General features: G+C 61.5%; 18 protein-coding genes. 10 read left to right on the top strand and 8 right to left on the bottom strand.

What is annotated here, in order from left to right; translation table 11 throughout:
- Positions 1 to 69 precede the first annotated feature (69 nt).
- Positions 70 to 891, bottom strand: coding sequence for an alpha/beta fold hydrolase (locus tag ACZXDY_RS11305; protein WP_464345530.1), 822 nt, complete (start codon positions 889 to 891; stop codon positions 70 to 72).
- 568 nt (positions 892 to 1,459) lie between these two features.
- Between ACZXDY_RS11305 and ACZXDY_RS11310 the strand changes: the two genes are divergently transcribed.
- Positions 1,460 to 2,716 (top strand): Spy/CpxP family protein refolding chaperone, encoded by a 1,257-nt coding sequence (locus tag ACZXDY_RS11310; RefSeq protein ID WP_464345550.1) that lies wholly within the window; start codon positions 1,460 to 1,462, stop codon positions 2,714 to 2,716.
- 281 nt (positions 2,717 to 2,997) lie between these two features.
- On the opposite strand, the gene ACZXDY_RS11315 is transcribed toward ACZXDY_RS11310, so the two are convergent.
- Complete coding sequence (locus ACZXDY_RS11315; protein ID WP_464345531.1) at positions 2,998 to 3,429, bottom strand: hypothetical protein; 432 nt, start codon at positions 3,427 to 3,429, stop codon at positions 2,998 to 3,000.
- A 97-nt stretch (positions 3,430 to 3,526) separates the two neighbouring features.
- Complete coding sequence (locus ACZXDY_RS11320) at positions 3,527 to 4,837, bottom strand: threonine/serine exporter family protein (RefSeq protein WP_464345532.1); 1,311 nt, start codon at positions 4,835 to 4,837, stop codon at positions 3,527 to 3,529.
- 243 nt (positions 4,838 to 5,080) lie between these two features.
- On the opposite strand from ACZXDY_RS11320, the gene ACZXDY_RS11325 reads away from it, so the two are divergent.
- Complete coding sequence (locus ACZXDY_RS11325; RefSeq protein ID WP_464345533.1) at positions 5,081 to 6,217, top strand: cupin domain-containing protein; 1,137 nt, start codon at positions 5,081 to 5,083, stop codon at positions 6,215 to 6,217.
- 71 nt (positions 6,218 to 6,288) lie between these two features.
- Here the strand turns inward: ACZXDY_RS11325 and ACZXDY_RS11330 are convergent, their stop codons facing one another.
- On the bottom strand, positions 6,289 to 6,726 hold the full coding sequence (locus tag ACZXDY_RS11330; RefSeq protein ID WP_464345534.1) for an acyl-CoA thioesterase: 438 nt from the start codon (positions 6,724 to 6,726) through the stop codon (positions 6,289 to 6,291).
- A gap of 203 nt (positions 6,727 to 6,929) precedes the next feature.
- On the opposite strand from ACZXDY_RS11330, the gene ACZXDY_RS11335 reads away from it, so the two are divergent.
- The 4 genes from ACZXDY_RS11335 to ACZXDY_RS11350 all read left to right on the top strand — a co-directional run bounded on the left by ACZXDY_RS11335 (position 6,930) and on the right by ACZXDY_RS11350 (position 10,700).
- On the top strand, positions 6,930 to 7,310 hold the full coding sequence (locus ACZXDY_RS11335) for a BlaI/MecI/CopY family transcriptional regulator (RefSeq protein WP_028168118.1): 381 nt from the start codon (positions 6,930 to 6,932) through the stop codon (positions 7,308 to 7,310).
- The gene (locus ACZXDY_RS11340; protein WP_464345535.1) at positions 7,310 to 8,137 is read left to right on the top strand and encodes a M56 family metallopeptidase; all 828 of its coding nucleotides are present in this window, start codon (positions 7,310 to 7,312) and stop codon (positions 8,135 to 8,137) included. The genes ACZXDY_RS11335 and ACZXDY_RS11340 overlap by 1 nt, the downstream gene beginning before the upstream one ends.
- Complete coding sequence (locus ACZXDY_RS11345; RefSeq protein ID WP_464345536.1) at positions 8,134 to 8,811, top strand: DUF3471 domain-containing protein; 678 nt, start codon at positions 8,134 to 8,136, stop codon at positions 8,809 to 8,811. The genes ACZXDY_RS11340 and ACZXDY_RS11345 overlap by 4 nt, the downstream gene beginning before the upstream one ends.
- 410 nt (positions 8,812 to 9,221) lie before the next feature.
- Positions 9,222 to 10,700, top strand: a complete 1,479-nt coding sequence (locus tag ACZXDY_RS11350) for an AMP nucleosidase (protein ID WP_464345551.1) — start codon at positions 9,222 to 9,224, stop codon at positions 10,698 to 10,700.
- Between the two features lie 39 nt (positions 10,701 to 10,739).
- On the opposite strand, the gene ACZXDY_RS11355 is transcribed toward ACZXDY_RS11350, so the two are convergent.
- Complete coding sequence (locus ACZXDY_RS11355; RefSeq protein ID WP_464345537.1) at positions 10,740 to 11,564, bottom strand: alpha/beta fold hydrolase; 825 nt, start codon at positions 11,562 to 11,564, stop codon at positions 10,740 to 10,742.
- 243 nt (positions 11,565 to 11,807) lie between these two features.
- On the opposite strand from ACZXDY_RS11355, the gene ACZXDY_RS11360 reads away from it, so the two are divergent.
- The 3 genes from ACZXDY_RS11360 (at position 11,808) to ACZXDY_RS11370 (ending at position 14,815) form a co-directional block, all read left to right on the top strand.
- Positions 11,808 to 12,710 carry a LysR family transcriptional regulator gene (locus ACZXDY_RS11360; protein WP_464345538.1) on the top strand — a complete coding sequence of 301 codons (903 nt, stop codon included), beginning with the start codon at positions 11,808 to 11,810 and terminating at the stop codon, positions 12,708 to 12,710.
- Positions 12,711 to 12,796: 86 nt separating this feature from the next.
- Positions 12,797 to 14,116: a phosphoribosyltransferase family protein gene (locus ACZXDY_RS11365; protein WP_464345539.1), complete on the top strand. Its 1,320-nt coding sequence runs from the start codon at positions 12,797 to 12,799 to the stop codon at positions 14,114 to 14,116.
- A gap of 147 nt (positions 14,117 to 14,263) precedes the next feature.
- Entirely contained in the window at positions 14,264 to 14,815 is a 552-nt protein-coding gene (locus ACZXDY_RS11370) for a MarR family winged helix-turn-helix transcriptional regulator (protein ID WP_464345540.1), read from the top strand.
- Positions 14,816 to 15,203: 388 nt separating this feature from the next.
- On the opposite strand, the gene ACZXDY_RS11375 is transcribed toward ACZXDY_RS11370, so the two are convergent.
- Positions 15,204 to 16,070, bottom strand: a complete 867-nt coding sequence (locus ACZXDY_RS11375) for an NmrA family NAD(P)-binding protein (RefSeq protein ID WP_464345541.1) — start codon at positions 16,068 to 16,070, stop codon at positions 15,204 to 15,206.
- 617 nt (positions 16,071 to 16,687) lie between these two features.
- Positions 16,688 to 16,849, bottom strand: coding sequence for a hypothetical protein (locus ACZXDY_RS11380; RefSeq protein ID WP_464345554.1), 162 nt, complete (start codon positions 16,847 to 16,849; stop codon positions 16,688 to 16,690).
- Between ACZXDY_RS11380 and ACZXDY_RS11385 the strand changes: the two genes are divergently transcribed.
- Positions 16,778 to 19,225 (top strand): ATP-binding protein, encoded by a 2,448-nt coding sequence (locus tag ACZXDY_RS11385; RefSeq protein WP_464345542.1) that lies wholly within the window; start codon positions 16,778 to 16,780, stop codon positions 19,223 to 19,225. The genes ACZXDY_RS11380 and ACZXDY_RS11385 overlap by 72 nt on opposite strands.
- 89 nt (positions 19,226 to 19,314) lie before the next feature.
- On the opposite strand, the gene ACZXDY_RS11390 is transcribed toward ACZXDY_RS11385, so the two are convergent.
- On the bottom strand, positions 19,315 to 20,082 hold the full coding sequence (locus ACZXDY_RS11390; RefSeq protein WP_464345543.1) for a GntR family transcriptional regulator: 768 nt from the start codon (positions 20,080 to 20,082) through the stop codon (positions 19,315 to 19,317).
- Positions 20,083 to 20,149 lie beyond the last annotated feature (67 nt).

Genomic DNA, 20,149 nt, shown 5'->3' on the forward strand with positions numbered 1-20,149 from the left:
GATGTCCGCTTTACCCACAGCGGACATAACGCATTTTTTCAGCGTGATGTCACTTGAGGGAGATCGATCTCAGGCGGCTTGCAGTATCAGCTCACTGACGCCTTCTGGTGCATCGAGCATAGCCATGTGCCCAACGTCCGGCAGTTCGAATGTGGTCCAGGATTTATCGCTCTTGCAGTCTGCAAGTGCCTTGTCAAAGGCCGGCTGCGGAAATTTGGGGAGGCGGATGTATGTCTTCTTCGAAACCTTCTGGAGCGCCCCGGAAACCTTGATCTGCTGGAGATAGGTGCCTACCGGATGAGGAGTGGCTTTGGATTCGGCGAATGCCCGATCCGGTTCGGCAACGATAGCGGCGGTCGAGATCTTCGTTAATCCACGAACGCCAGCCTCGCCCTTGTCGATGGCCGCTTGTATGGACTTGCGAACCCCCTCGGCCGCGAAGTCTGCCACCCTTTGTCCGTCGGCCGGAATGAAGGCATCAAGCCATACAACCGATGAGACTCTGTCGCCGATGCTTTCGAGTGCGCCCGAGCATACGAAGCCTGCATAGGACCACGCCACGAGACGGACGTTCTCGAGGCTTTCCCATTGAATGAGGTTGACGACATCTGCGATGTGGGTGTCCAGATTGACGTCCTTGGTAAGCAGATGCGAGCGCTCGCCCAAACCCGTGAGTGACGGAGCGAATACTTTGTGACCGCCCTGTTCAAGCCGGTCAGCGACCCGGCGCCAGATCCAGCCGCCGCAAAATGAGCCGCTGACAAGTACGAAGGTCTTCCGCGCCGATTGCGCGCGGGCGGTCCTGATCGCGCCAGAAGCGGTCGCTACCAAGAGACCACCGGCTGAAGCACTGCAAAGCATGCGGCGGCGACTAATTCCACTTTTTGTCATGACAAATTCCCTTTTGCATAAGGAAAATATGACTTTGGCGGATTACGATCGCAGGATACCAAAGCATCGGTTCGCGGCCAAGGTCTGCATGTAGCCCTTCTGAGACATGCGGGTTTGGCCGAATGTCCGGTTTGCTCCGGAAGCTACCCTCTACGTGAGATGTCGTGTTCACCCGACCCAGACATCAGGCGATTTTCCGTCTTGTGCCGCTATAGGAGGGATATTGTTGTAAGACTCGAAAATCGAATAACCCTCTTGCGATAGGTGATCTCTGGACTTCTCTGCTTCTGCGTAGCTTTTCATTGCCACTACGGACGTCCGTGATGAAACGTCCCTCGCGTCGCCCGCGTAAAATGCATCAGCGATTTCTAAGAAGACATCCGTTGAAAATTGCGCCGCGATGTAACTTCGGTGGTTTGACACCGTGACCTGACCGCAGGTTCACTCGAAGGAAAACGACCGCGGGTGGAACTTTCGGTTTCGCTCCGAGTCATATTTGTGACGGGGTGCGGCCCGCCCGCGGAGGAGGGAAGCCAAGGGAGTGATCATGCCAACGTCCCGCCTTGGAATGGCTGCGGCTGGCCTTGCCCTGGTCGTTCTAGGAGCGCTGCCGAATGCGGCCGAGGCGGGCTTGCGCCTGCGCGTTGGCGGCCCCGTCGGTGTCGCGCGCTTCGCGATGGCCGGCATGCTGTCGGTCGCAGGTCTCCGTCGCGCACGTATGGCGGCGCGCCACAGCCGCGTCCGAATGGCTGCCTTAAGACCGCAAGATCTTCGCCCCGCCGCCGAGTCGATCCGCCCGAGCGAGCGCGCGCAGCTCACCGCCATCGCGGCGCTGGCCGGCTGGCAGGGCGGCCGAGCTGCGCAAGGCTGGTGGCAGCACGCCGACGGTTCATACGGCTGGGTCGGTCCGCTGTTCTGGCCGTTCGCCTATAGCGATCTCTATGACTACGCGCTTCTCAGTGATGGCAGCGGCTTCTGGGGCTATGGCTACGGCGATCTCTACGCCGCGATCTTCTCGCCTTACGCTGCGAGCGATCTCTCAGCGTTTGCGGCCGAGCGCCCCGCCGGGAGGCGGCATCGCAAAGCGCCCTCCGTACAGGAGGAGCTCTGTGGCGGCGACACCGCCGAGACGACCGGCTTTCCCCTCGAACGGATCGGCCGGGCGGTCGCGGCGAACGAGGCGCAACGCACAGCCTTCGACGAGCTCGCAAGCGCCTGGACTTCCGCCGGCGACACCATCCGGGCCTCTTGTCCAGCACAGGCCGCAACTACCGCGCTCGAACGGCTCGCGGCCATGCAGAGCCGCGTCAACGCGATGCTGAGCGCAGTTGAGGCCGTTCAGCCGCCATTCCAAAAATTCTACGATCTCCTGAACGATGAGCAGAAGGCGCGGCTCAACGCGCCCCAACGCGACCGCCGCGCTAACGCCGCGGTCGCGAAGCTGAAGGAGATGCAGGACGCCGCCTGCCAGGCGAGCCGCGAACCGCAGGACGAGCAACAGGCCGAAAAGCAATACCGCCAGCTCGTCGCCCAGCAATGGCCCCTCGACGACATCGCTGCCACCTTAAAATTGAACGATACCGAGCGCGCCGCGCTCGAATTGGTGCAGGACACCACGATGGGCACGATGGAAGCCTTAAACGCATGCCCGCCAAAGGACGCGCTCACCCCGCCGGCCCGCCTTAAGGCCGCAAAGGCGCGGTTGGAAGCGATGCGAGAGGCGATCGGAAGCGTGAACGACGCGGTCGACGATTTCTATTGGTACCTGAGTGACGAGCAGAAGACGCAGTTCGAGGGGCTCGGGCCGAAGAAGCGGGGGATGTGATTCTTCCATCCCCAAGCGGCGCTGATCGGCTAAGGCAGCATTTCGCATCCCCTGTCGCATTTGCGCCGATCCACCGGGCTTCGACAGAACAGCGTTTCATCGTGACTTCAACGCAAGCATCTTCAGATTCTTCCGCGAGCATCTCGTTGGCGACGGCAGCACTCGCTGATCTGGACGAAACGGACTGCTACTGGCTCTTCTCAGCTTAGGCGTCCGGCCGAATGTCCGGCGAGCCTGAGCGGCAGCAACCCGCGCCGCTCAGGCGCCTTCTGCGTGAATGTTTAGTGACGTCCCAAAGGGGCCGAGTAGACAAGCGGCGGCGGGCGGTACGGCTGGGCCGAAATGCCGAAATTCTGCCCGTACTGCTGCCGAACCCCCGGTATGTTGATAACGCCAATGCGGGTGTCCGGCGATCGCGCATCGAGCGGCGGCTGATTCGTGATCGGAGGATTGACCTTGTTGACCTCGCCCATCAAGCGTTTGTTGAGATCGTCATAGCCGCCTTTGGCATTGCCAGCGCTGCCGGAATTGCCGCGAGCGACGCTGTTGTTTCCTGAACCCTGCTGCGGCCCGAGGTCGAGAGCCGGCGGCAAATTATTCCGCTGCGGATCGGCGCTTACGGGCGGAAGGGACATCGGCGGCTCTTCGGTCTGAGCCATAGCGACTCCCGCCACGGCAACAGCCGTCAAATTGATAAGCAATAATAGGCGCATCCCAATCACCTGCTCGACCGTTACGATAGCGGCATCCCTTGAATATAATGCACAGATTGCAAATGCGTATGTCTTGCGCAGGGATGCGATTCAAATTCTACGCGCTCCGACCGTTCCCGGTAAACCGTTTGTTGAAACGATACCCAATCAGCATCTTCGGCAAGATCAACCCCAGGGTGATCGCAAGAGTGATCAGAAAGGCATTGATTCCATCCGCGAGCGTTGCCTGCAGCAAGCCTGAGGAAACGTTACCTCCGCTCGCGACGAGTTCGAGGAGCCCATCCGCCATCCGGAACAGGAACACCCCCGGGATCAGCGAAACCACGGATGCAAAGGCAAGCCCCGCATAGGGCAACCTGAGACGTTCTGCCACAGGCGTGGTGATCGCTCCGACAATGAGGCAGGCGATGAAGGCGGCGCCCGCCAGGCTGACGCCGGCCTTGGCCAAGAGGGCCCAACGCACGCCATGGGCGAACATCCCGATCAGGATCGGGACTGGCAGCATCCGCCACGGCATGGAGAAAAAGGTACCATAGGCAGCCACCGCAGCGCCCGCGGCGATCACGTCATAGATCAACGGGACCGGCGGCGACGGCGCCGCTGCCGGCAGGTTGGTCCCGCCGAACGACAGTCCGGCGAGCAGCCCGATGCAGATCGCAAAGATGATCAGGCTGGCATAGACCACCCGGCAGATCCCGAGCGCCAGGCGTCCACGCGCAAGGTCGATCGTGCCGTTGAGGACATGCGGGCCTGGCACCAGCACCATGCAGGGACAGACGGCAACGAGCCGCTGCAGGCTGGAGGAGAACTGGAGATCGACGACCAGCGCGCCGATCGCGCCGGCGAGCAGCGCGGCGGCGAGCGGCTGGGCGAACGGGTTATGGCTCCGCCCTGCAATCCAGCGGCGCAGGCAGGCGCCGAGGCCGGCGCTGACAGCGATGACGATCAGGCTTGCCACATGCGCGGCGCCGAAGATGATGCCGAGCGCAGCGGCGCCGATGGCGGCGAAGGATGCGAAGCGAATGAGCGAGACGGGCGGGCGGGCCTGCACCCTGGCAAGCGCGGAGCGCAGCAGCTCTGGCGTGGAGGGGTGATCGCAGAAGTCGTCAATCAACTTGGTTGCGACAGCGACCTTTCCCATCTCGATGCCGACCGGCCTCGCCTCGACGGTCGTGCTCACCACTCCGCCGCCATTCTCGATCGCGATGGTCAGTCCGTCCCAGCGCAGAAGGACCCGCGCAGAAAAGCCGAGCGCTGTCGCCAGCCGCTCGACATACTCGGTCGTGCGCTCGCTCGTCTGGCCGTTCGTGAACAGCAATATCGCAGCCGTCACCAACACGTCGAGCGCGCGCGCCGGATCGCAATCCGGGCTTCGGGCGGCGGCTGCCCTATCAAGCGGCTGGCTCATCGCATCAACAAAACCCAATCTCCGATCGAACGCGTATCAAAAGTGCGATACCGCCCGCCTCGCGGATGGTCTTTCCGATTTCCATAGCCGTTTTTCCGAATGGCCCGACGCCACGATTGTGGCGTTTCAACAAAAGGCGTGCATCGCGGAAATATTTCCCTGCTTGCCCGGCGTAGCTTGCGACGCTCGCCGCGAAGCGAGTGCATTTCGCACGTCATCGTTCATCACATCAGGGATTAGCTCATGTCCGACAGCCATCTGAGGCAGCCTATCCGTGGCGCCAAAGGCGCAACCGATCCGGGTCCCCGCAACGCCCTGCTCGACAGCCAGAACCCCGACATCCTCACGCCGCCGGAAACCGACAACGGTTCGCTCCCGAACCTCAAATTCTCCTTCGGTATGGCCCACAACCGCCTCGAGGACGGCGGTTGGGCGCGCGAGGTGACGGTGCGCGAACTGCCGGTCGCCAAGTCGATGGCCGGCGTCAACATGCGACTCGATTCCCGCGTGGTGCGCGAACTGCATTGGCACAAGGAAGCCGAGTGGGCCTACATCCTGCAGGGCAATGTCCGGCTGACCGTCGTCGACGAGGACCGCAATGTCGCGGTGGACGATCTCAAACCGGGCGACGTCTGGCTGGTGCCGGCCGGAATCCCCCACTCGATCCAGGGCCTCGATGGCGGCTGCGAATTCCTGCTGGTGTTCGACGACGGCAATTTCTCCGAGAACGAGACATTGCTGATCACCGAATTCATGGCGCATACGCCGCCCGGCATCCTCGCCAAGAATTTCGGTATCGGTGTCGAGCACTTCGCCGACATTCCGAAATCCGAGAAGTACATCTTCCGCCTCCCGGTGCCGGCGCCGCTCGAGATCGTGCGCAAGCAGCTTCCCGACAGCCCGCCGAAGCTTCCCTATGTCTGGCACGCCTCCGAACATCCAGCGACCCCGTACAAGGGCGGATCGGTGAAAATGATCGACGTCACCAACTTCCCTGAAACCACCCTGTCGGCGCTGATCATGGAGATCGAGCCTGGCGCGCTGCGCGAATTGCACTGGCATCCCGATGCCGACGAGTGGCAATATTATCTGGAAGGACAGGCGCGGATGACGGTGTTCGATGCCACATCGAAGGCGCGGACGTTCAACTACACTTCCGGAGACGTCGGCTTCGTGCCGAGGACCATGGGCCACTACATCGAGAACATCGGTCCGACCACGCTGCGGCTGATCAACGTCTTCAACAGGCCGCGCTACAAGGACATCTCGCTCAACAACTGGATGGCGCTGACTCCGCCTGACCTCGTCAAGGGCCATCTCAACCTCGACGACACCGCGATGAAGGCGCTGAAGCGCGAGCGCTGCGCGGTCGTGCGCTGATCCGAGATCAGCTTTCGCCTGAGAGCGGGCGGCGAGATTGGCCGGCTGGCGCGTCAGCCGGCCTCTATGGATCACGCCTGAGCGAGGGCCTTTTCGCGGCTTGCAATCAGAGCCCGCAACGGCTCTGCGACTGCAACCGAGCTGTGGGTCCGCTGGTCCGTGCACACCCACACGATTTCGCCGGTGGAGCGCAGATCATCGCTGCCCTTGGCGAAAATGGCGAGCGCCAGCGTGATCGAGGACCGACCGATCCTCGCGACGCGCACGCAGACATCGATCTCCTCGTCGAACCGGATCGGCGCCTTGTATTCGACGACCGACCGTACAAGGTGAAAATCGATGCCGGTCTTGGCGACCTCGCCGAGATAATCATAGCCGAGCGCGCGAAAATACTCGGTGATCGCGGTATCGAAATAGGTCAGGTAGTGCGCGTTGAACACCACGGCCTGCGCATCGACCTCGGAATAGCGCACCCGAAACGGATGATGGAACCAGAAATCCTGGCGCATGCTTTCTCCTTCCACGAAGTATCGTCCATCCCTGATATCACGATCGCGACGGATGTGAGCTGCCCGTGACAATCTGCGGTGATGGCTCTGGCGCGCGTGTGGCGGAGACATAGGCCTCGGCGCCGCGGCACGGTTCGGCGCGATCGTTGACCATCCGGTCGCTATATGCTACACGATGTAACGTTATCAAAGGTCGCAATATGATGGATGATGATCTGCCGGAGCTCGGCGAGCTCGAACGCGAGGTGATGCAGCTCGTCTGGGCTCACGCGCCGATCACCGCGGAATCGGTGCGGGAGCGGCTGGATCGGCCGCTGAAGGAATCCACCGTCCGCACGGTGCTGCGCAGGCTGGAGGAGAAGGGCTTCGTCACGCACGACGTCGAGGGGCGAACATTTCTGTTTCGTCCCGTTGAGGACCGTCGGAAGGTGGCGGCGAAGGCGGTCCGGCGCATCGCCGACTGGTTCTGCAACGGCTCGATCGAAGATGTGCTCGTTGGCATCGTCGACGCCAAGATGCTGAACAAGAAGCAGCTCGAGCAACTATCGAAGAAGATTGGACAGGCAAAAAGCGAGAGGAAGTGATGTTGGCAATCGTCATTGAAGCCGCGATCCGCTCGTCCGTGCTGATCCTGGCGATCTGGATCGGACTGAAGGCGCTGCGCATCTTTAATCCGCATATCCAGATGTCGACATGGCGGCTGGTGCTGATCGCCTCTCTTGCGTCACCTCTCATGGTCGGCCGGCCGATGTTCACCCTCGGGGCTGACATCCCACCGGCTCTCCTTGTCCTGACGGGAGATATGTCGATCTCTTCCCTCGCTTCCGACCTTGCTCCCGCTTCCGCCGGGCAGCATGGCGCGATATCGCCGCACTTCGACTGGCGTTTGCTTGCCGCCTCGATCTATCTGTTGGTTGCTGGCTGGCTTCTGCTACGACTGGCGGTTGGCACCGCGCTCGGTTGGCGGCTGCAGATATCGGGTGATCCGGTTTATGAGGATTGGACCGCAGGCAAGGACGTGCGCTCGAGCCCTGCGATCAAGGCGCCCGGAACGTTCGGCTCGACCATCCTCCTGCCCGAGCATTACGGCACCTGGGATGTCCTGGACCGGCGCGCGATCATAGTCCACGAGGAATCGCATGTGCGCCAACGCGATTTCTATTTTGTGCTGCTGGCGGCGATCAACAAGGCCGTGTTCTGGTTCAATCCGCTGGCCTGGTGGCTCAACAGGCGAGAGCGGAGACCGTCGCGCGGCGGGTTGAACAGCTCCTGGCGGAAACGCGTGTGCCGAGAAAGATCGACTGGAAGGTGCGCGCGGCGATCATCGCCTGCGTTCTGCCGCTGGCAGCAATCTCGTCGGGCGTGGTGGCGCAGGCTCCCTCCCCTCCAACAGCGGATAATAGTGCGATGACATCAGATCCCGACACGATCGCCAAGCGCAGGTTGGAGCAAGCGCAGCCGCGCACCGAGGTTCCGATCGACGCAAAGATACTCGATAATTACGTTGGCTATTATCAGCGGGCGGCGTTGATCTTCACGGTCACGCGGCAAGGGGATCAGCTCTTCGTGCAGCTCACAGGACAACAGCCGGTGCAATTCTATCCCGAGAGCCCCACCAAATTCTTCGCCAAGATCGTCCATGCGCAGATTTCCTTCGTCACCGATCCGCAAGGGAAGGCTGCAGCGCTGGTGCTCCATCAGAACGGTCACGAGCAAATGGCAAAACGGGTGGACAAGGCCGAAGCCGACAGAGTGGCGGAGCAGCTTGCGAAGCGAATAAAGGACGGCACCGCCCAACCGGGCAGCGAGGCGGCGTTACGTCGCACGATCGAAGCTATTCGGGCCGGGCAGCCGAACTACGACGCGATGACGCCGGAATTGGCAGTCGCTACCCGTCAGCAATTGCCTGGGCTCCAGCGCGGCCTGGAACAATCGGGACAATTGCAATCGATCTCCTTCAGGGGCGTGGGTAGCGGCGGCTGGGATGTGTACGAGGCCAAATATGACAATGGCCTATCGATCTGGAGGATTACGCTGGCGCCGGACGGAAAGATCGCAGGACTCTTGGTCCAGGGCGGACCATAGCGACGTAGTCCACCACACAAATGGCATTGGCGGGCTAGCCTTAGCTAACCCGCCGATGACCTTGTCGTTATCCCGGAATGCGCGAACAGCCTAGCTCGCGCGACGCGATGCTTGTTCGTCTACCCGGGAGCGAACCACCTTGTCGCCCTCGATCGCCATCGCCTGCAACGTCGTCCGCTCGACCTTGCAGGGGGTGCTACCGCACTGTTTCAGATGTCGACGAAAACGGTTTCGATTGTAAGCAATTGGCGGAACAGGCCGGCAAGACGCTCAATAGCGCGTGACCTTTGCGATCGCAGCGCAAGCCGTGCCGCCAAGCTGCCGACGCGCTTGGGCAACTCGCGCCAGCGATCCCCCTTTCTTGCTCCTGAGAATCTGCCATAGTAACGACAATGTACCCTGCCCTCACCATGCTGACCCCGCCGCGGATTGCAACCGACGCGTTCACCGACGCCGCTGCGGCGGTCGCGCGGCTGGAAGAAATCTACGAGCGCAACACTGCCTTCCTGCGAGATCATTTCGAGGCCTATGCCAATGGCCGGCCGCTCACGGCCCGCGTGCGCGCCAACTATCCGTTCGTGCGCATTGCAACCTCGACCTATGTGCGGGTCGATTCGCGCCTCGCTTACGGCTTCGTCGCAAGGCCGGGGGTATATGAAACCACGGTGACGAGACCAGACCTGTTCCGCACCTACCTCACCGAGCAGATCGGGCGATTGATCGACAACCATGGCGTACCGGTGGAAATCGGCGAGTCGAACGAGCCGATCCCGATTCATTTCGCCTATCGTCGCGACATCAACATCGAAGCTGCACTCACGCCCGGCGACAAATCGAACGTAATGCGATCGCTGCGCGATCTCTTCGATGTGCCTGACCTGGCCACCATGGACGATGCCATCGCCAATGGCACGCTCGAGCTCGCGCCTGGCGCTCCCGAGCCGCTGGCCCTGTTCCGCGCGGCACGTGTCGATTATTCGTTGCGCCGGCTTTATCATTACACCGGCACGGATCCGGAGCACTTCCAGAACTTCGTGATCTTCACCAACTACCAGTTCTACATCGATGCGTTCGCCGAGTTGAGCCACAAGCGTCTGGCTGCGGGCGCGATCGGCCCCGACGCCTTCGTCGGCCCGGGGAACGTGATCACGCGCAACGCGCGCCTTGGCGGCGGCACGACCGGGATCGCGCCGCAACGCATGCCGCAGATGCCGGCCTTTCACTCGGTCGAGGCCGGCTATCGGGGCATTACCCTGATCAACATCGGCACCGGTCCGTCCAATGCACGCAACATCACCGATCATGTCGCGGTGCTACGGCCGCACGCCTGGTTGATGCTTGGACACTGCGCTGGTCTCAGGAATACACAGCGGCTCGGCGACTACGTGCTCGCGCATGGCTATGTGCGCGAGGATCATGTGCTCGACGATGAGCTGCCGCTCTGGGTGCCGATACCGGCGCTGGCCGAGATGCAGGTCGCGCTCGAGGAAGCCGTGGGTGAAGTGACCGGGCTCGAAGGCTTCGAGCTGAAACGGTTGATGCGCACGGGAACAGTCGCAAGCGTGGACAATCGCAACTGGGAGATCGGCGATCGCTCGGTCATTCGGCGCCTGTCGCAATCGCGTGCGATCGCCCTCGACATGGAATCGGCGGCGATCGCCGCCAACGGCTTTCGTTTCCGCGTTCCCTACGGCACGCTGCTGTGCGTCTCGGACAAGCCTCTCCATGGCGAGATCAAACTCGCGGGCATGGCGAGCGAGTTCTATCGGCAGCGCGTCGGCCAGCATCTCGAGATCGGCCTTAAGGCGCTCGAACGACTGCGGGAGCAACAATTGGAGCGCCTGCATTCGCGCAAGCTCCGGAGCTTCGCCGAGGTCGCGTTTCAGTAACGCGTCAGATCTCGCGCCGCTTGTCCACGCCAGCAAGCTTCAACCCACCAGGAATGTCTCCAGTTTCTCGCAGAAGAAATCCGGAACCTCCTCGGCAACGAAATGACCGCTATCCTCCGCGACGACACTCGTGAGATCGGCGGCCTGATCGCGCAAGGATTCGGCGAGCTTGTCGCCGGCGCTATGACGCCCGGTGATGGTCATCACAGGTGGCATCAGTTTGCGTCCGCGCAGCGTCTCGGCGAGCTTCGCATCCTGGCGCAGCGCTCGATAGTAGTTGAACCCGGCCGTCATTCCGCCAGGGCGGGCGTAATGATAGGCGAACTCTGAAATGGCATCCTCGGAAATGGCCATTTTGTCGTGCGACCAGGCCCGAATCTGCGCGCGGATGTAGTCGCGCTCTCGCCCCCTGGTCAGCATCTCCGGAAACTCCGGCGCGACGTGAAATCCATAGTGCCAGGCTCCGCCGCGCAAGGCGTCCAAATTCTCGGTTCCCGGAAGCAGGCAGTCGACGAGCACCAGCTTGGAAACGGCTTGCGGGTAAAGGTGGGCGAGGACATAGGCCGCCTTGCCGCCCATATCGTGGCCGACCACGTAGGCTGGACCGGGTCCCAGGTGGGCGATCAATGCGCGTATGTCCCCGGCAATCGTCTGCTTGTCGTATCCAGCCTCGGTGCGCTCCGATAGCCCGCACCCACGCAGGTCAGCCGCAACCACGGTGAACTTCCTGGCCAGTCGCGGCATGATGCCGCGCCAGGCAAACCACGTCTCGGGCCACCCGTGCAGCAGAACGACGACAGGGCCGGATCCCATGGCAACGTAGTGCATGCGGATGCCATTCACATCGACGAAACGACTAGACATCCCGGTCGGTATCTTAGTGGGCTCCGCGCTATCGGGCTTCTCTTGAGCAGAGACGGACTGAAGTCCGGCCGCTGTCGCAGCCGCGCCCGCGAGCAATATCTGTGATCCTCCGAACAACAGTGATCGCCGGTCGAATTCCATCGTGCACCTCATCTTGGCCGAGTTCTTGCGCGGAATGTTCATCATGGACCGCACCGCGTCTATCCGCTATGAGCGAATGATCTGCATAACCAGGTGTTATGAATGGATCTGAGCGCCGCCCTTCGTGCTTTCGTGCGCACTGTCGAGCGCGGCTCCATCACCGCCGCTGCCCGTGACCTGGGCGTCTCACAGCCCGCGGTGAGCAAGCTGTTGCGCAACCTCGAGCAGTATACCGGTGCGCGTCTGCTCGAGCGGACCGCGCGCGCGGTGCGCCCAACCCCGCAAGGCCTGATGCTCTACGAAGCAGGCGGGACCTCCCTGGCGGCCATCGATGCAGCGGTAGAGATGGTGCGCCGTGATATGGGCGAAGTCGGTGGCAAGCTGCGCATTCACGGCCCCGTCTGCCTTGGTGAAAGCCATCTGCACCGCATCGTCATGGACTTCCAAAAGCAGCACCCGACCGTATCGGTCGACCTCACGCTGGAGAACAGGGCGGCGGACCTCGTGCATGAAGACATCGACCTGGCGGTTCGCATGGGACGCCCGACGGACCAAAGTACCGTCCTGCGCAAGGTCGGCATCATCAAGCGTATCCTGGTTGCGACACCTGAGTACCTGGCAGAGCATGGTCCGGTCCGGCGCTGGCAGGCACTGACGGACCACGCGCTCGTCGTCACTGACGCGGTGCTGTCTCGTCGAGGAACACTGACGCTCTTGAGCGGCCCCAGAACCATCGAAGTGCCAGTCCAGCCTGTGCTGAAGACCAACAACGCGCGGGTCCTTATTGCGGCCTTGCTGGCGGGCCGCGGCCTGGGTCCGGTACAGCTTCCATTGGTGACGGAAGAACTGCGTGCGCGACGTCTGGTGCAGGTGCTGCCGCAGCACGAGATTCGAGCGAGCGAACTCTACGTGGCTTATCCGACGTCGCGCTTCCTGAGACCTGCAGTGCGCGCCTTCATCGACTTCGTGGTACCCGCGCTGCGCGCTGTCGAGGGTATCACGTGAGCGCGGCGGAGGAACATCCACCACCGGCCTGAGTTACACTTTTAGAGGGAACCCAGCGCGGCCCTTTCTCCTGCCGAGGACTGATCATGACGGGCGGACGAGCGCAGATCAGCGACGTCAACATTGGTCTGCATCATCTCGCCGGCATACTGGGCGTACCCGAGGACGCGACTGCCATCGTGATCTTCGCGCATGGCAGCGGCAGCGGCCGCCACAGCCCGCGCAACAATCAGGTGGCGGCGGGCTTGCGCGAGGCGGGCTTTGCCACCTTGCTGCTCGATCTCCTCAGCGAGCAGGAAGAGCGCAACCGCGGCAACGTTTTCGATATCGGTCTGCTGGCGTCACGCCTCGCAGAAGCCGCGGACTGGGTCCATGCAAGGCCCGAATTCGCGGCACTGCCCGTCGGCTATTTCGGCGCAAGCACCGGGGCCGCGGCTGCACTGGTCGCCGCGGCCGAAGGGCAGAATGTCGGCGCAGTGGTCTCGCGCGGCGGACGGCCCGATCTCGCCGGCGAGGCGCTGCGCGCCGTCACCGCGCCGACGCTGTTGATCGTGGGCGGCGCCGACCTGCCGGTCATTCCGCTCAACCGTGCGGCCTTCGCCGCGCTTTCCTGCGAGAAGGATTTGGTCATCGTGCCACGAGCCGGTCATTTGTTTGAAGAACCCGGCGCGCTTGAGGAGATCATCGAGCACGCCAAACGCTGGTTCCGCCGTTTCCTGTCATCGCCGCTGACAGGAACCTGCGACGAGCGCATCTTCGCCGACCGGCGCGAGGCCGGACGCCGGCTCGTGCCGACGCTTCTGAAGTTCAAGAACGACAACCCGGTGGTGCTGGCACTGCCGCGCGGTGGCGTACCGGTCGCATTCGAGGTCGCGCAGGCGCTGAACGCGCCGCTCGATGTCGTGCTGGTGCGCAAGATCGGCGCGCCCGGACACGAAGAGCTCGGGCTGGGCGCGGTGGTCGATGGCGCGAAGCCGCAGGTGGTGATGAACGACGAGATCGTTCGCGCCATCGAGCCCGGCGCCGACTATCTCAAGGCGGAGACATCCCGCCAGCTCGCAGAGATCGAGCGGCGGCGCTGCCTCTATCGCGACAGCGAGCCGCCCGTCGACATCACAGGCCGCACCGTGATCGTGATCGACGACGGCATCGCGACCGGTGGAACGATGCGGGCCGTGCTCAAGGCACTCTCCAGGGCGGGTGCGCGCCGGCTTGTGCTCGCGGTGCCGGTCGCTCCGCCCGATACGCTCGAGGCCCTGAACGCCGAAGCAGACGAAGTCATTTGCCTGATGAATCCCGAGTCGTTCTTTGCAGTCGGCATGCACTACCGGGATTTCAACCAGATCTCGGATCGGCAAGTGGTGGAGCTGCTGCGCCGCGCCAAGGGAAATGGCGGCCGTGCGTGAGCGACATCTCCTTGTTCAATTTCGCAGCCAGCAATCACCAGGCTCGCGCGAACATGGAGCCGAAGTCGGTAGCCTCCTCCCATGCTTGACCATCTTGCACCAGCCGCCTATCTGGGCTTGCATCAGTCGCGGACAGGAGATGCAAATATGGCGATTGGCGATGTCGATGTGCTTGATTTGTGCAACAGCACAAAGCTGCGGCGCGCTGCTCGCCATGTTAACCGTTTCTACGATGCACATATCGCGGCGTCCGGGTTACGTGTCACGCAATACGCGATTCTGGGTCATCTGAAGCAACGCGGACCGAAGTCGATGCTTGAGCTGGCAGAGATGCTGACCATGGACCGCGCCACGATCGGTCATAACCTTCGCCCGCTTGAACGTGACGGCCTGATCAAGATCGAGATCGGTCCGAAGGATCGGCGGGTTCGCCTCATCTCCATAACTGAGGCTGGTTTGGAGCGGTTTAAATTGGCGCGGCCGGGATGGGAACGTGCGCAGGCTGAATTCAAGACTGAGTTCGGTGCTTCCAACGTCCTTGCCATGCACAAACTCATGGACCAGCTTCTCTCGTGCGGTTTGGGCGAGCGCGGCGAGAAAGAGACTTCGGTGAAGGCTCAATCGCGCAAAACGGTCCAGGCCAGATCGGGGCGGAATAGGCCGAAAGCGGCATTTGGCCGTTCAAACACATCCCCCTGACCGCGAGATGTTTGAATCGCTCGTCGCCCAATGAATCCAGCTTGACCGCATAGTCCGCCACCCGACGTGGTGAGGCGCGCTCCGCCTATCGGACTGCGCCGCTAAGGCGCCACGCGCAAAAGTTCGAGTTCGTCGAGATCTTTGGCCTTCCCTCGGCATCCGGAAGGTAAACCCGGCGCTTATGGGAGAATGTGATGCCTTCTGTCGCTCTGTGATCCCCCCAGGAATGAAGCTCGCGGAAATCTGTCGGAGCTGATTCCAACGAGCGAGTCCGCCGTGCGCTTCGATCGAAAAGCCAATCAGGTCATGCATACGCGCGTCCAAATCCCGAAAATGCCGTTCCTCAAGTCGAGAAATGTTTATCGTTCGTTGAGCTGACGTGGACGGCCTACTGAAAGGCCGCCCGATTCTTCTCGACGAACTCACCGACGGTCATCGGCGGCCGACCGGCGATCTTCTCGACCAAGTCATTCGTCCCAGCGAAGATACCGTCGTTGTGGTCGATCGCTACCTCCTGCAGATGCTGCGCAAGGAACGGAATCTCCTGTCCGGTGACTTCGCGCGCCCACTGCTGCGCGGTAATCTTCTCGTAGCGGATTTCCTTGCCGAGGATTTTACCCACGGTCGCGGCGATTTCCGGAGCCGTAAGCTCGACGGGGCCAAAGAGGGGATAGATTTGCCCCTTGTGCGGCGCCGGATCGGCCAGGATCGCGGCGATGACAGCCCCCTGATCTTCCGCAGCAATGGGCGCATGGCGGCCTGTCGTGCCGAAAGGAACTGACATCCGGCCCGCGCGAATCATATTTCGCATGTAGAGGAGCCAATCAGCGAAATAAGTCGGGCGCAGGTGCGCGACGGGCGTCCCGGCCCAGTCGAACACGCGCTCCGACAGCCAGTGCTGAAGCGCAGCATCGCTTTTCGAATCCCGACGAGACGATTTCTGCGACATATTGACGATGAACTCGGCCTTGGCCTCAAGCGCAGCCTGCGCGAACTGCGCCGTCGCCTGGGTGATGCCGGGCCGGATCGGATAGACGAAGTATGCCCGCTGCGCCCCATCGAACGCACGGCGTACGGCTCGGAAGTCGAGGAGGTCGCCGACGACGATTTCGGCCCCCTCGGCTCGGAGCTTGCTGGAGCGCTCGTCATCGCGGTGAACGAGCGCCCGCACAGGAAAGCCCTGCTGCAGGAGAAGCTTGGTGGCAACGCGGCCGGTCGCACCTGTAGCGCCGGCGATCAAGATGGTCGGTTTCATCCTGGATACTCCCTCACTTGAGACGGCGATCCGTGGCCCGCTTTGATCGATAGGGGCATATTCCCCTAAATACGGGCATATAAGACCTTTTGCAACAGGCGGATTCCTTCATGAACTTGCATTCGATAGCGGCAGGAGTTCCTGCGACAACCTACCTGCTTTTGAGCGATATCGTGCCGCTCAAGCGCGCCATGGACGATCCAGAACGGGCAAACTCCGCGGATGCATGATGGATTCGAGCGCGTGCTTGGCCATCGCCACGAAGGCGGCGTCGCTCCTATCGTTACAGATGTAACTTCTCAGTCCGATCGCGTCATGATCCAGTAGCAGAGCTCGCCAACATTTGAAAGACCGCACAGGCCGCGTCCGGCAGTGCCCTTGCTCACGCTTGCGAGGACGTCGAATGAACATCGTTTCGCACAACGGAGACCGAAGGATTTGTCTGAAGCGTCATTTACACAACGGCATGATTAGCGTCGCGATCAAGATGACTGTCCTGAGCATCGCAGATCGCATTTCGTCAGCGATCGACGTCAGAGCGCCACTGGGTCGACGGGCGTTGCAGGACCACAGATCGCGGGCAGAAGGTAAGCAAACAAGTGACTCTTTTATCACGTCTATTCCTGCTGGTGGCTATCGCATTGATCCCAGCTATCGCGATTCAAGCCTACAATGAATTCCAATTCCGTTGCGCCCGCCAAGTCGAAGTGCAAAACCAGGCACTCAACCTGGCGGAGCTTGCCGCGGCGGAACAGCGGCAGATCGTCCAGGGAATGCATCAAGCGCTGATCGCACTATCGGAGCTTCCGGCGATAAAGGCGAAGAACACCGAAGGCTGCGACGCCTACCTCGCCAGGATCATGCGACGATATCCGGGGTTCATCAGCTTCATCGTGGTCGACACGAACGGCGACGCCTTCTGTGACACCAACATTGACTACAAGCGATCGACCGCGGCTGGAAGGCCCTACTTCGCCGACGTACTGAAAACCGGCCAATTCACAGTCGGAGAGTTCGCAATCGGTCGGCAGACTGGTCGCAAGGTCCTTCATTTTGCGCTGCCCTTCTATGGCGACGATGCCCGGCTTGGCGGCGTCGTCATAGCCGCCCTCAGCCTGGATTGGCTTGCCGGCTCCATCGCTCAGCAGGACGTGCCGCCGGGGGCTGCACTTGCGATCATGGACCGGAACGGCACGTACCTGGCCCGTTATCCCGACAACGACCGCTTTGCCAGCCGGAGGATACCCGGGGATAACGATCGAAAGCCCGACCATCGGAGCACTGCCGATATCGTCGATCTCGATGGTGTGGAGCGGATCGTCGGCTATTCGGTCCTGCAGGATGGGGGAATCGTTATCGCCTTTGGCCTCGACAAAGCCCGGGCGTTCACCGAGATCCAGCACGGCACACAGCGTGGCGTTTTCCTGATCGTACTGAGCACCGCGCTGGTGTTGAGCCTGACGTCGCTGGGGGCTCGGCGGTTCATCCATCGTCCGCTCGAGCAACTGGTCGCCGCCGCCAACCAATGGCGGCTAGGCGACCTTGCACGACGCGTCGACGTCCAGGGAACATCCGAAATCATCCGGGTCGCCGAAGCGTTCAACACCATGGCCGATGCGCTCGAACGCCGCGAGCACGAATTGTCCGAAGCAAAGGAGAGAGCCGAGGAAGCTGCCGCTCGGTTCACCATGATTTTTGAGAACACCACCGACAGCGTGCTTATCGTCGATCGGGATTGGCGGGTCAGCTATCTCAATGGACCGGCCTCGGCGAGTGTCGCCCACGGCCGGAACATCGTCGGCATGGCCCTTTCAGAAGCCTTTCCGGTCGCCGCCGATCTGGAAGCCTTGAAGACAATTCGGGAGGCGACGTCAGAGCGACGACCGACCTATCTCGAAATGTTTTGCCCGCGCATGAACGTCTGGTACGCACTCAATGCCTTTCCCTCCAGCCACGGCCTCGCGATCTTCCTCCGCGACATCACCGATCACAAGCAGGCCCTGGAGGCGCGCCGTCAGATGGAGGAGCAGCTCCATCAGAGCCAGAAGATGGAGGCCGTCGGCCAGCTCACCGGCGGCGTCGCGCACGACTTCAACAACCTGCTTACGGTGATCTCTGCGAACCTCGAACTCATCGAGGATGCCCCAGATATCGGCAAGATCCGGCAATACGCCGCAGCGGCGCGACGTTCCGTGCATCGCGGAACGAAGCTCACGACGCAGCTTCTCGCCTTTTCCCGTGGGCAGGCATTGAAGCCGGAATTCGTCAACCCCAATCGGCTCCTTTCCGAATTCCAGGGACTCATTCGCCAAGCCGTCGGGGATGGATGCGAAGTCCAACTGCGGCTCGATGAAGAATTATGGATGTGTCGCGTTGATCCGTCGCTTCTGGAGACTGCGCTCCTCAACCTGGCCTTGAATGCGCGCGATGCCATGCCCGATGGAGGTGTGCTGCAGATCGAAACCCGGAACGTGGTCCAAGACAGGAGCTCAGTGTCCGGCTGTCCGCCCGGATCGTATGTGAGGCTCTCCGTCACAGACACCGGCTGCGGAATGCCCCCGGAAGTGCGGGACCGCGTATTTGAGCCATTCTTCACGACCAAGGATGTCGGGAAGGGTACGGGACTCGGACTCAGCATGGTCTATGGCTTCGTTCGACAGTCTGGTGGCCATATTGTCATCAACAGCGCACCCGGCGCCGGAACTACGATCGATCTATACCTCCCAAGGGCTGCGCAAGCGCGTGAGGCTGATCCGGAGTGCTCTCAACCTCAGGCCATACCGACCGGCACGGAACGAATTCTACTCGTTGAAGACAACGAGGATCTGCTGGAGGCCACGTCAGCCATGCTGACCACGTGCGGCTATCAGGTTTCCTGTGCCCGGAACGGCATGGACGCGCTTCGGATACTGCAGAGCGGTCAGGATTTCGAGCTCTTGCTGAGTGATATCGTGATGCCCAACGGAATGAGCGGAGTTGAGCTTGCTCGCGAAGCGAGGAAGCTCGGCAAGGATATCAGAATCCTGCTCGCCTCCGGCTATGCGGCAGATGTATTGGAACGACACAATGCGGTCGGGGAATTTCCAATTGTCGAAAAGCCGTTCCGCCTGGCAGAGCTTGCCCGGCGTCTGCACGCGATGCTGCACGAAGCATGAGCGCTGACCCGTTTACCACAATGCTGATTGCTGGTTGGCGGCCACCGCAAATCCCTCGGGCATGCTGCGGATCGTGGAGCAGCCTGCAACTAGCGCCCCCGACCACGATTGGCGGCAATCGGTTCGCGCGGGATCGTCACCTGTGACAACGCTTCAACAAAGATCGGCTCCCAGGCCCTGATATGATGCCTGAGCAGATTGGTGAGAGCCTCCTCCTTGCCGGCCATCGCAAGCTCAATGATCTGATAGTGCTCCGCGGTTGACTCATTCTGGCGGGCGAGACCTGCACGCGACTTGATACCGTAAAGTCGCATTTGGTCACGCAATCCCATCACCAACTCGGTGAGTCGTGCATTGTCCGCCGCGGCCGTCAACATCTGATGAAAGCTTCGATCGGATTCGAGATAGAGCCTCAGGTCTTCCGTTCTCACCGCGCGCGCGATGTCATCGGCAAAGCGATAAAGCCCTTCGAGATCCCTCTTTGGCTTGCGTGCAACGATCGCGGCCGCATGGAGCTCCAGGACTTCGCGGAGATCAAACAGGTTGCGCAGTTCGGTCAAGGTCGGTTCGACCACTTTGAAACCCCGATTGCGCATGGGTTCGATCAGTCCGCTGCGCGTCAGCTCCAGCAGCGCTTCGCGCACGGGAGTCGTCGAGATGCCGAGGCTCGTGGCGAGGGTCGGCACGGAATACATCGTTCCCGGCGCGCTCTGACCGGAAATGATCTCGGCGCGCACCTGCTGCACCACCTGCTCCCGTAAATTTTGCTCCATCCCCATCTCCGCTTCGTCGGTTCCAGAGCCCTCCGGCTTAGCAAGTGCAGCACAATAAATGCGCTTGACGGAGGATATGCCCACAGATCATGCTATGTAAAGCGTTACAGTAACGCGCTACATTAACTTCCCTGTGACACGGTTTCATTGA

The sequence above is a fragment of the Bradyrhizobium sp. LeoB3 genome (genome assembly GCF_055456055.1).

Coding starts and splice junctions, on each gene's coding strand:
- ACZXDY_RS11305 (WP_464345530.1), bottom strand. CDS start 891: ATGACAAAAAGTGGAATTAGTCGCCGCCGCATGCTTTGCAGTGCTTCA.
- ACZXDY_RS11310 (WP_464345550.1), top strand. CDS start 1,460: ATGGCTGCGGCTGGCCTTGCCCTGGTCGTTCTAGGAGCGCTGCCGAAT.
- ACZXDY_RS11315 (WP_464345531.1), bottom strand. CDS start 3,429: ATGCGCCTATTATTGCTTATCAATTTGACGGCTGTTGCCGTGGCGGGA.
- ACZXDY_RS11320 (WP_464345532.1), bottom strand. CDS start 4,837: ATGAGCCAGCCGCTTGATAGGGCAGCCGCCGCCCGAAGCCCGGATTGC.
- ACZXDY_RS11325 (WP_464345533.1), top strand. CDS start 5,081: ATGTCCGACAGCCATCTGAGGCAGCCTATCCGTGGCGCCAAAGGCGCA.
- ACZXDY_RS11330 (WP_464345534.1), bottom strand. CDS start 6,726: ATGCGCCAGGATTTCTGGTTCCATCATCCGTTTCGGGTGCGCTATTCC.
- ACZXDY_RS11335 (WP_028168118.1), top strand. CDS start 6,930: ATGGATGATGATCTGCCGGAGCTCGGCGAGCTCGAACGCGAGGTGATG.
- ACZXDY_RS11340 (WP_464345535.1), top strand. CDS start 7,310: ATGTTGGCAATCGTCATTGAAGCCGCGATCCGCTCGTCCGTGCTGATC.
- ACZXDY_RS11345 (WP_464345536.1), top strand. CDS start 8,134: ATGACATCAGATCCCGACACGATCGCCAAGCGCAGGTTGGAGCAAGCG.
- ACZXDY_RS11350 (WP_464345551.1), top strand. CDS start 9,222: ATGCTGACCCCGCCGCGGATTGCAACCGACGCGTTCACCGACGCCGCT.
- ACZXDY_RS11355 (WP_464345537.1), bottom strand. CDS start 11,564: ATGTCTAGTCGTTTCGTCGATGTGAATGGCATCCGCATGCACTACGTT.
- ACZXDY_RS11360 (WP_464345538.1), top strand. CDS start 11,808: ATGGATCTGAGCGCCGCCCTTCGTGCTTTCGTGCGCACTGTCGAGCGC.
- ACZXDY_RS11365 (WP_464345539.1), top strand. CDS start 12,797: ATGACGGGCGGACGAGCGCAGATCAGCGACGTCAACATTGGTCTGCAT.
- ACZXDY_RS11370 (WP_464345540.1), top strand. CDS start 14,264: ATGGCGATTGGCGATGTCGATGTGCTTGATTTGTGCAACAGCACAAAG.
- ACZXDY_RS11375 (WP_464345541.1), bottom strand. CDS start 16,070: ATGAAACCGACCATCTTGATCGCCGGCGCTACAGGTGCGACCGGCCGC.
- ACZXDY_RS11380 (WP_464345554.1), bottom strand. CDS start 16,849: ATGCATTCCCTGGACGATCTGCCGCTGTTCCGCCGCGGCAAGCTCCGC.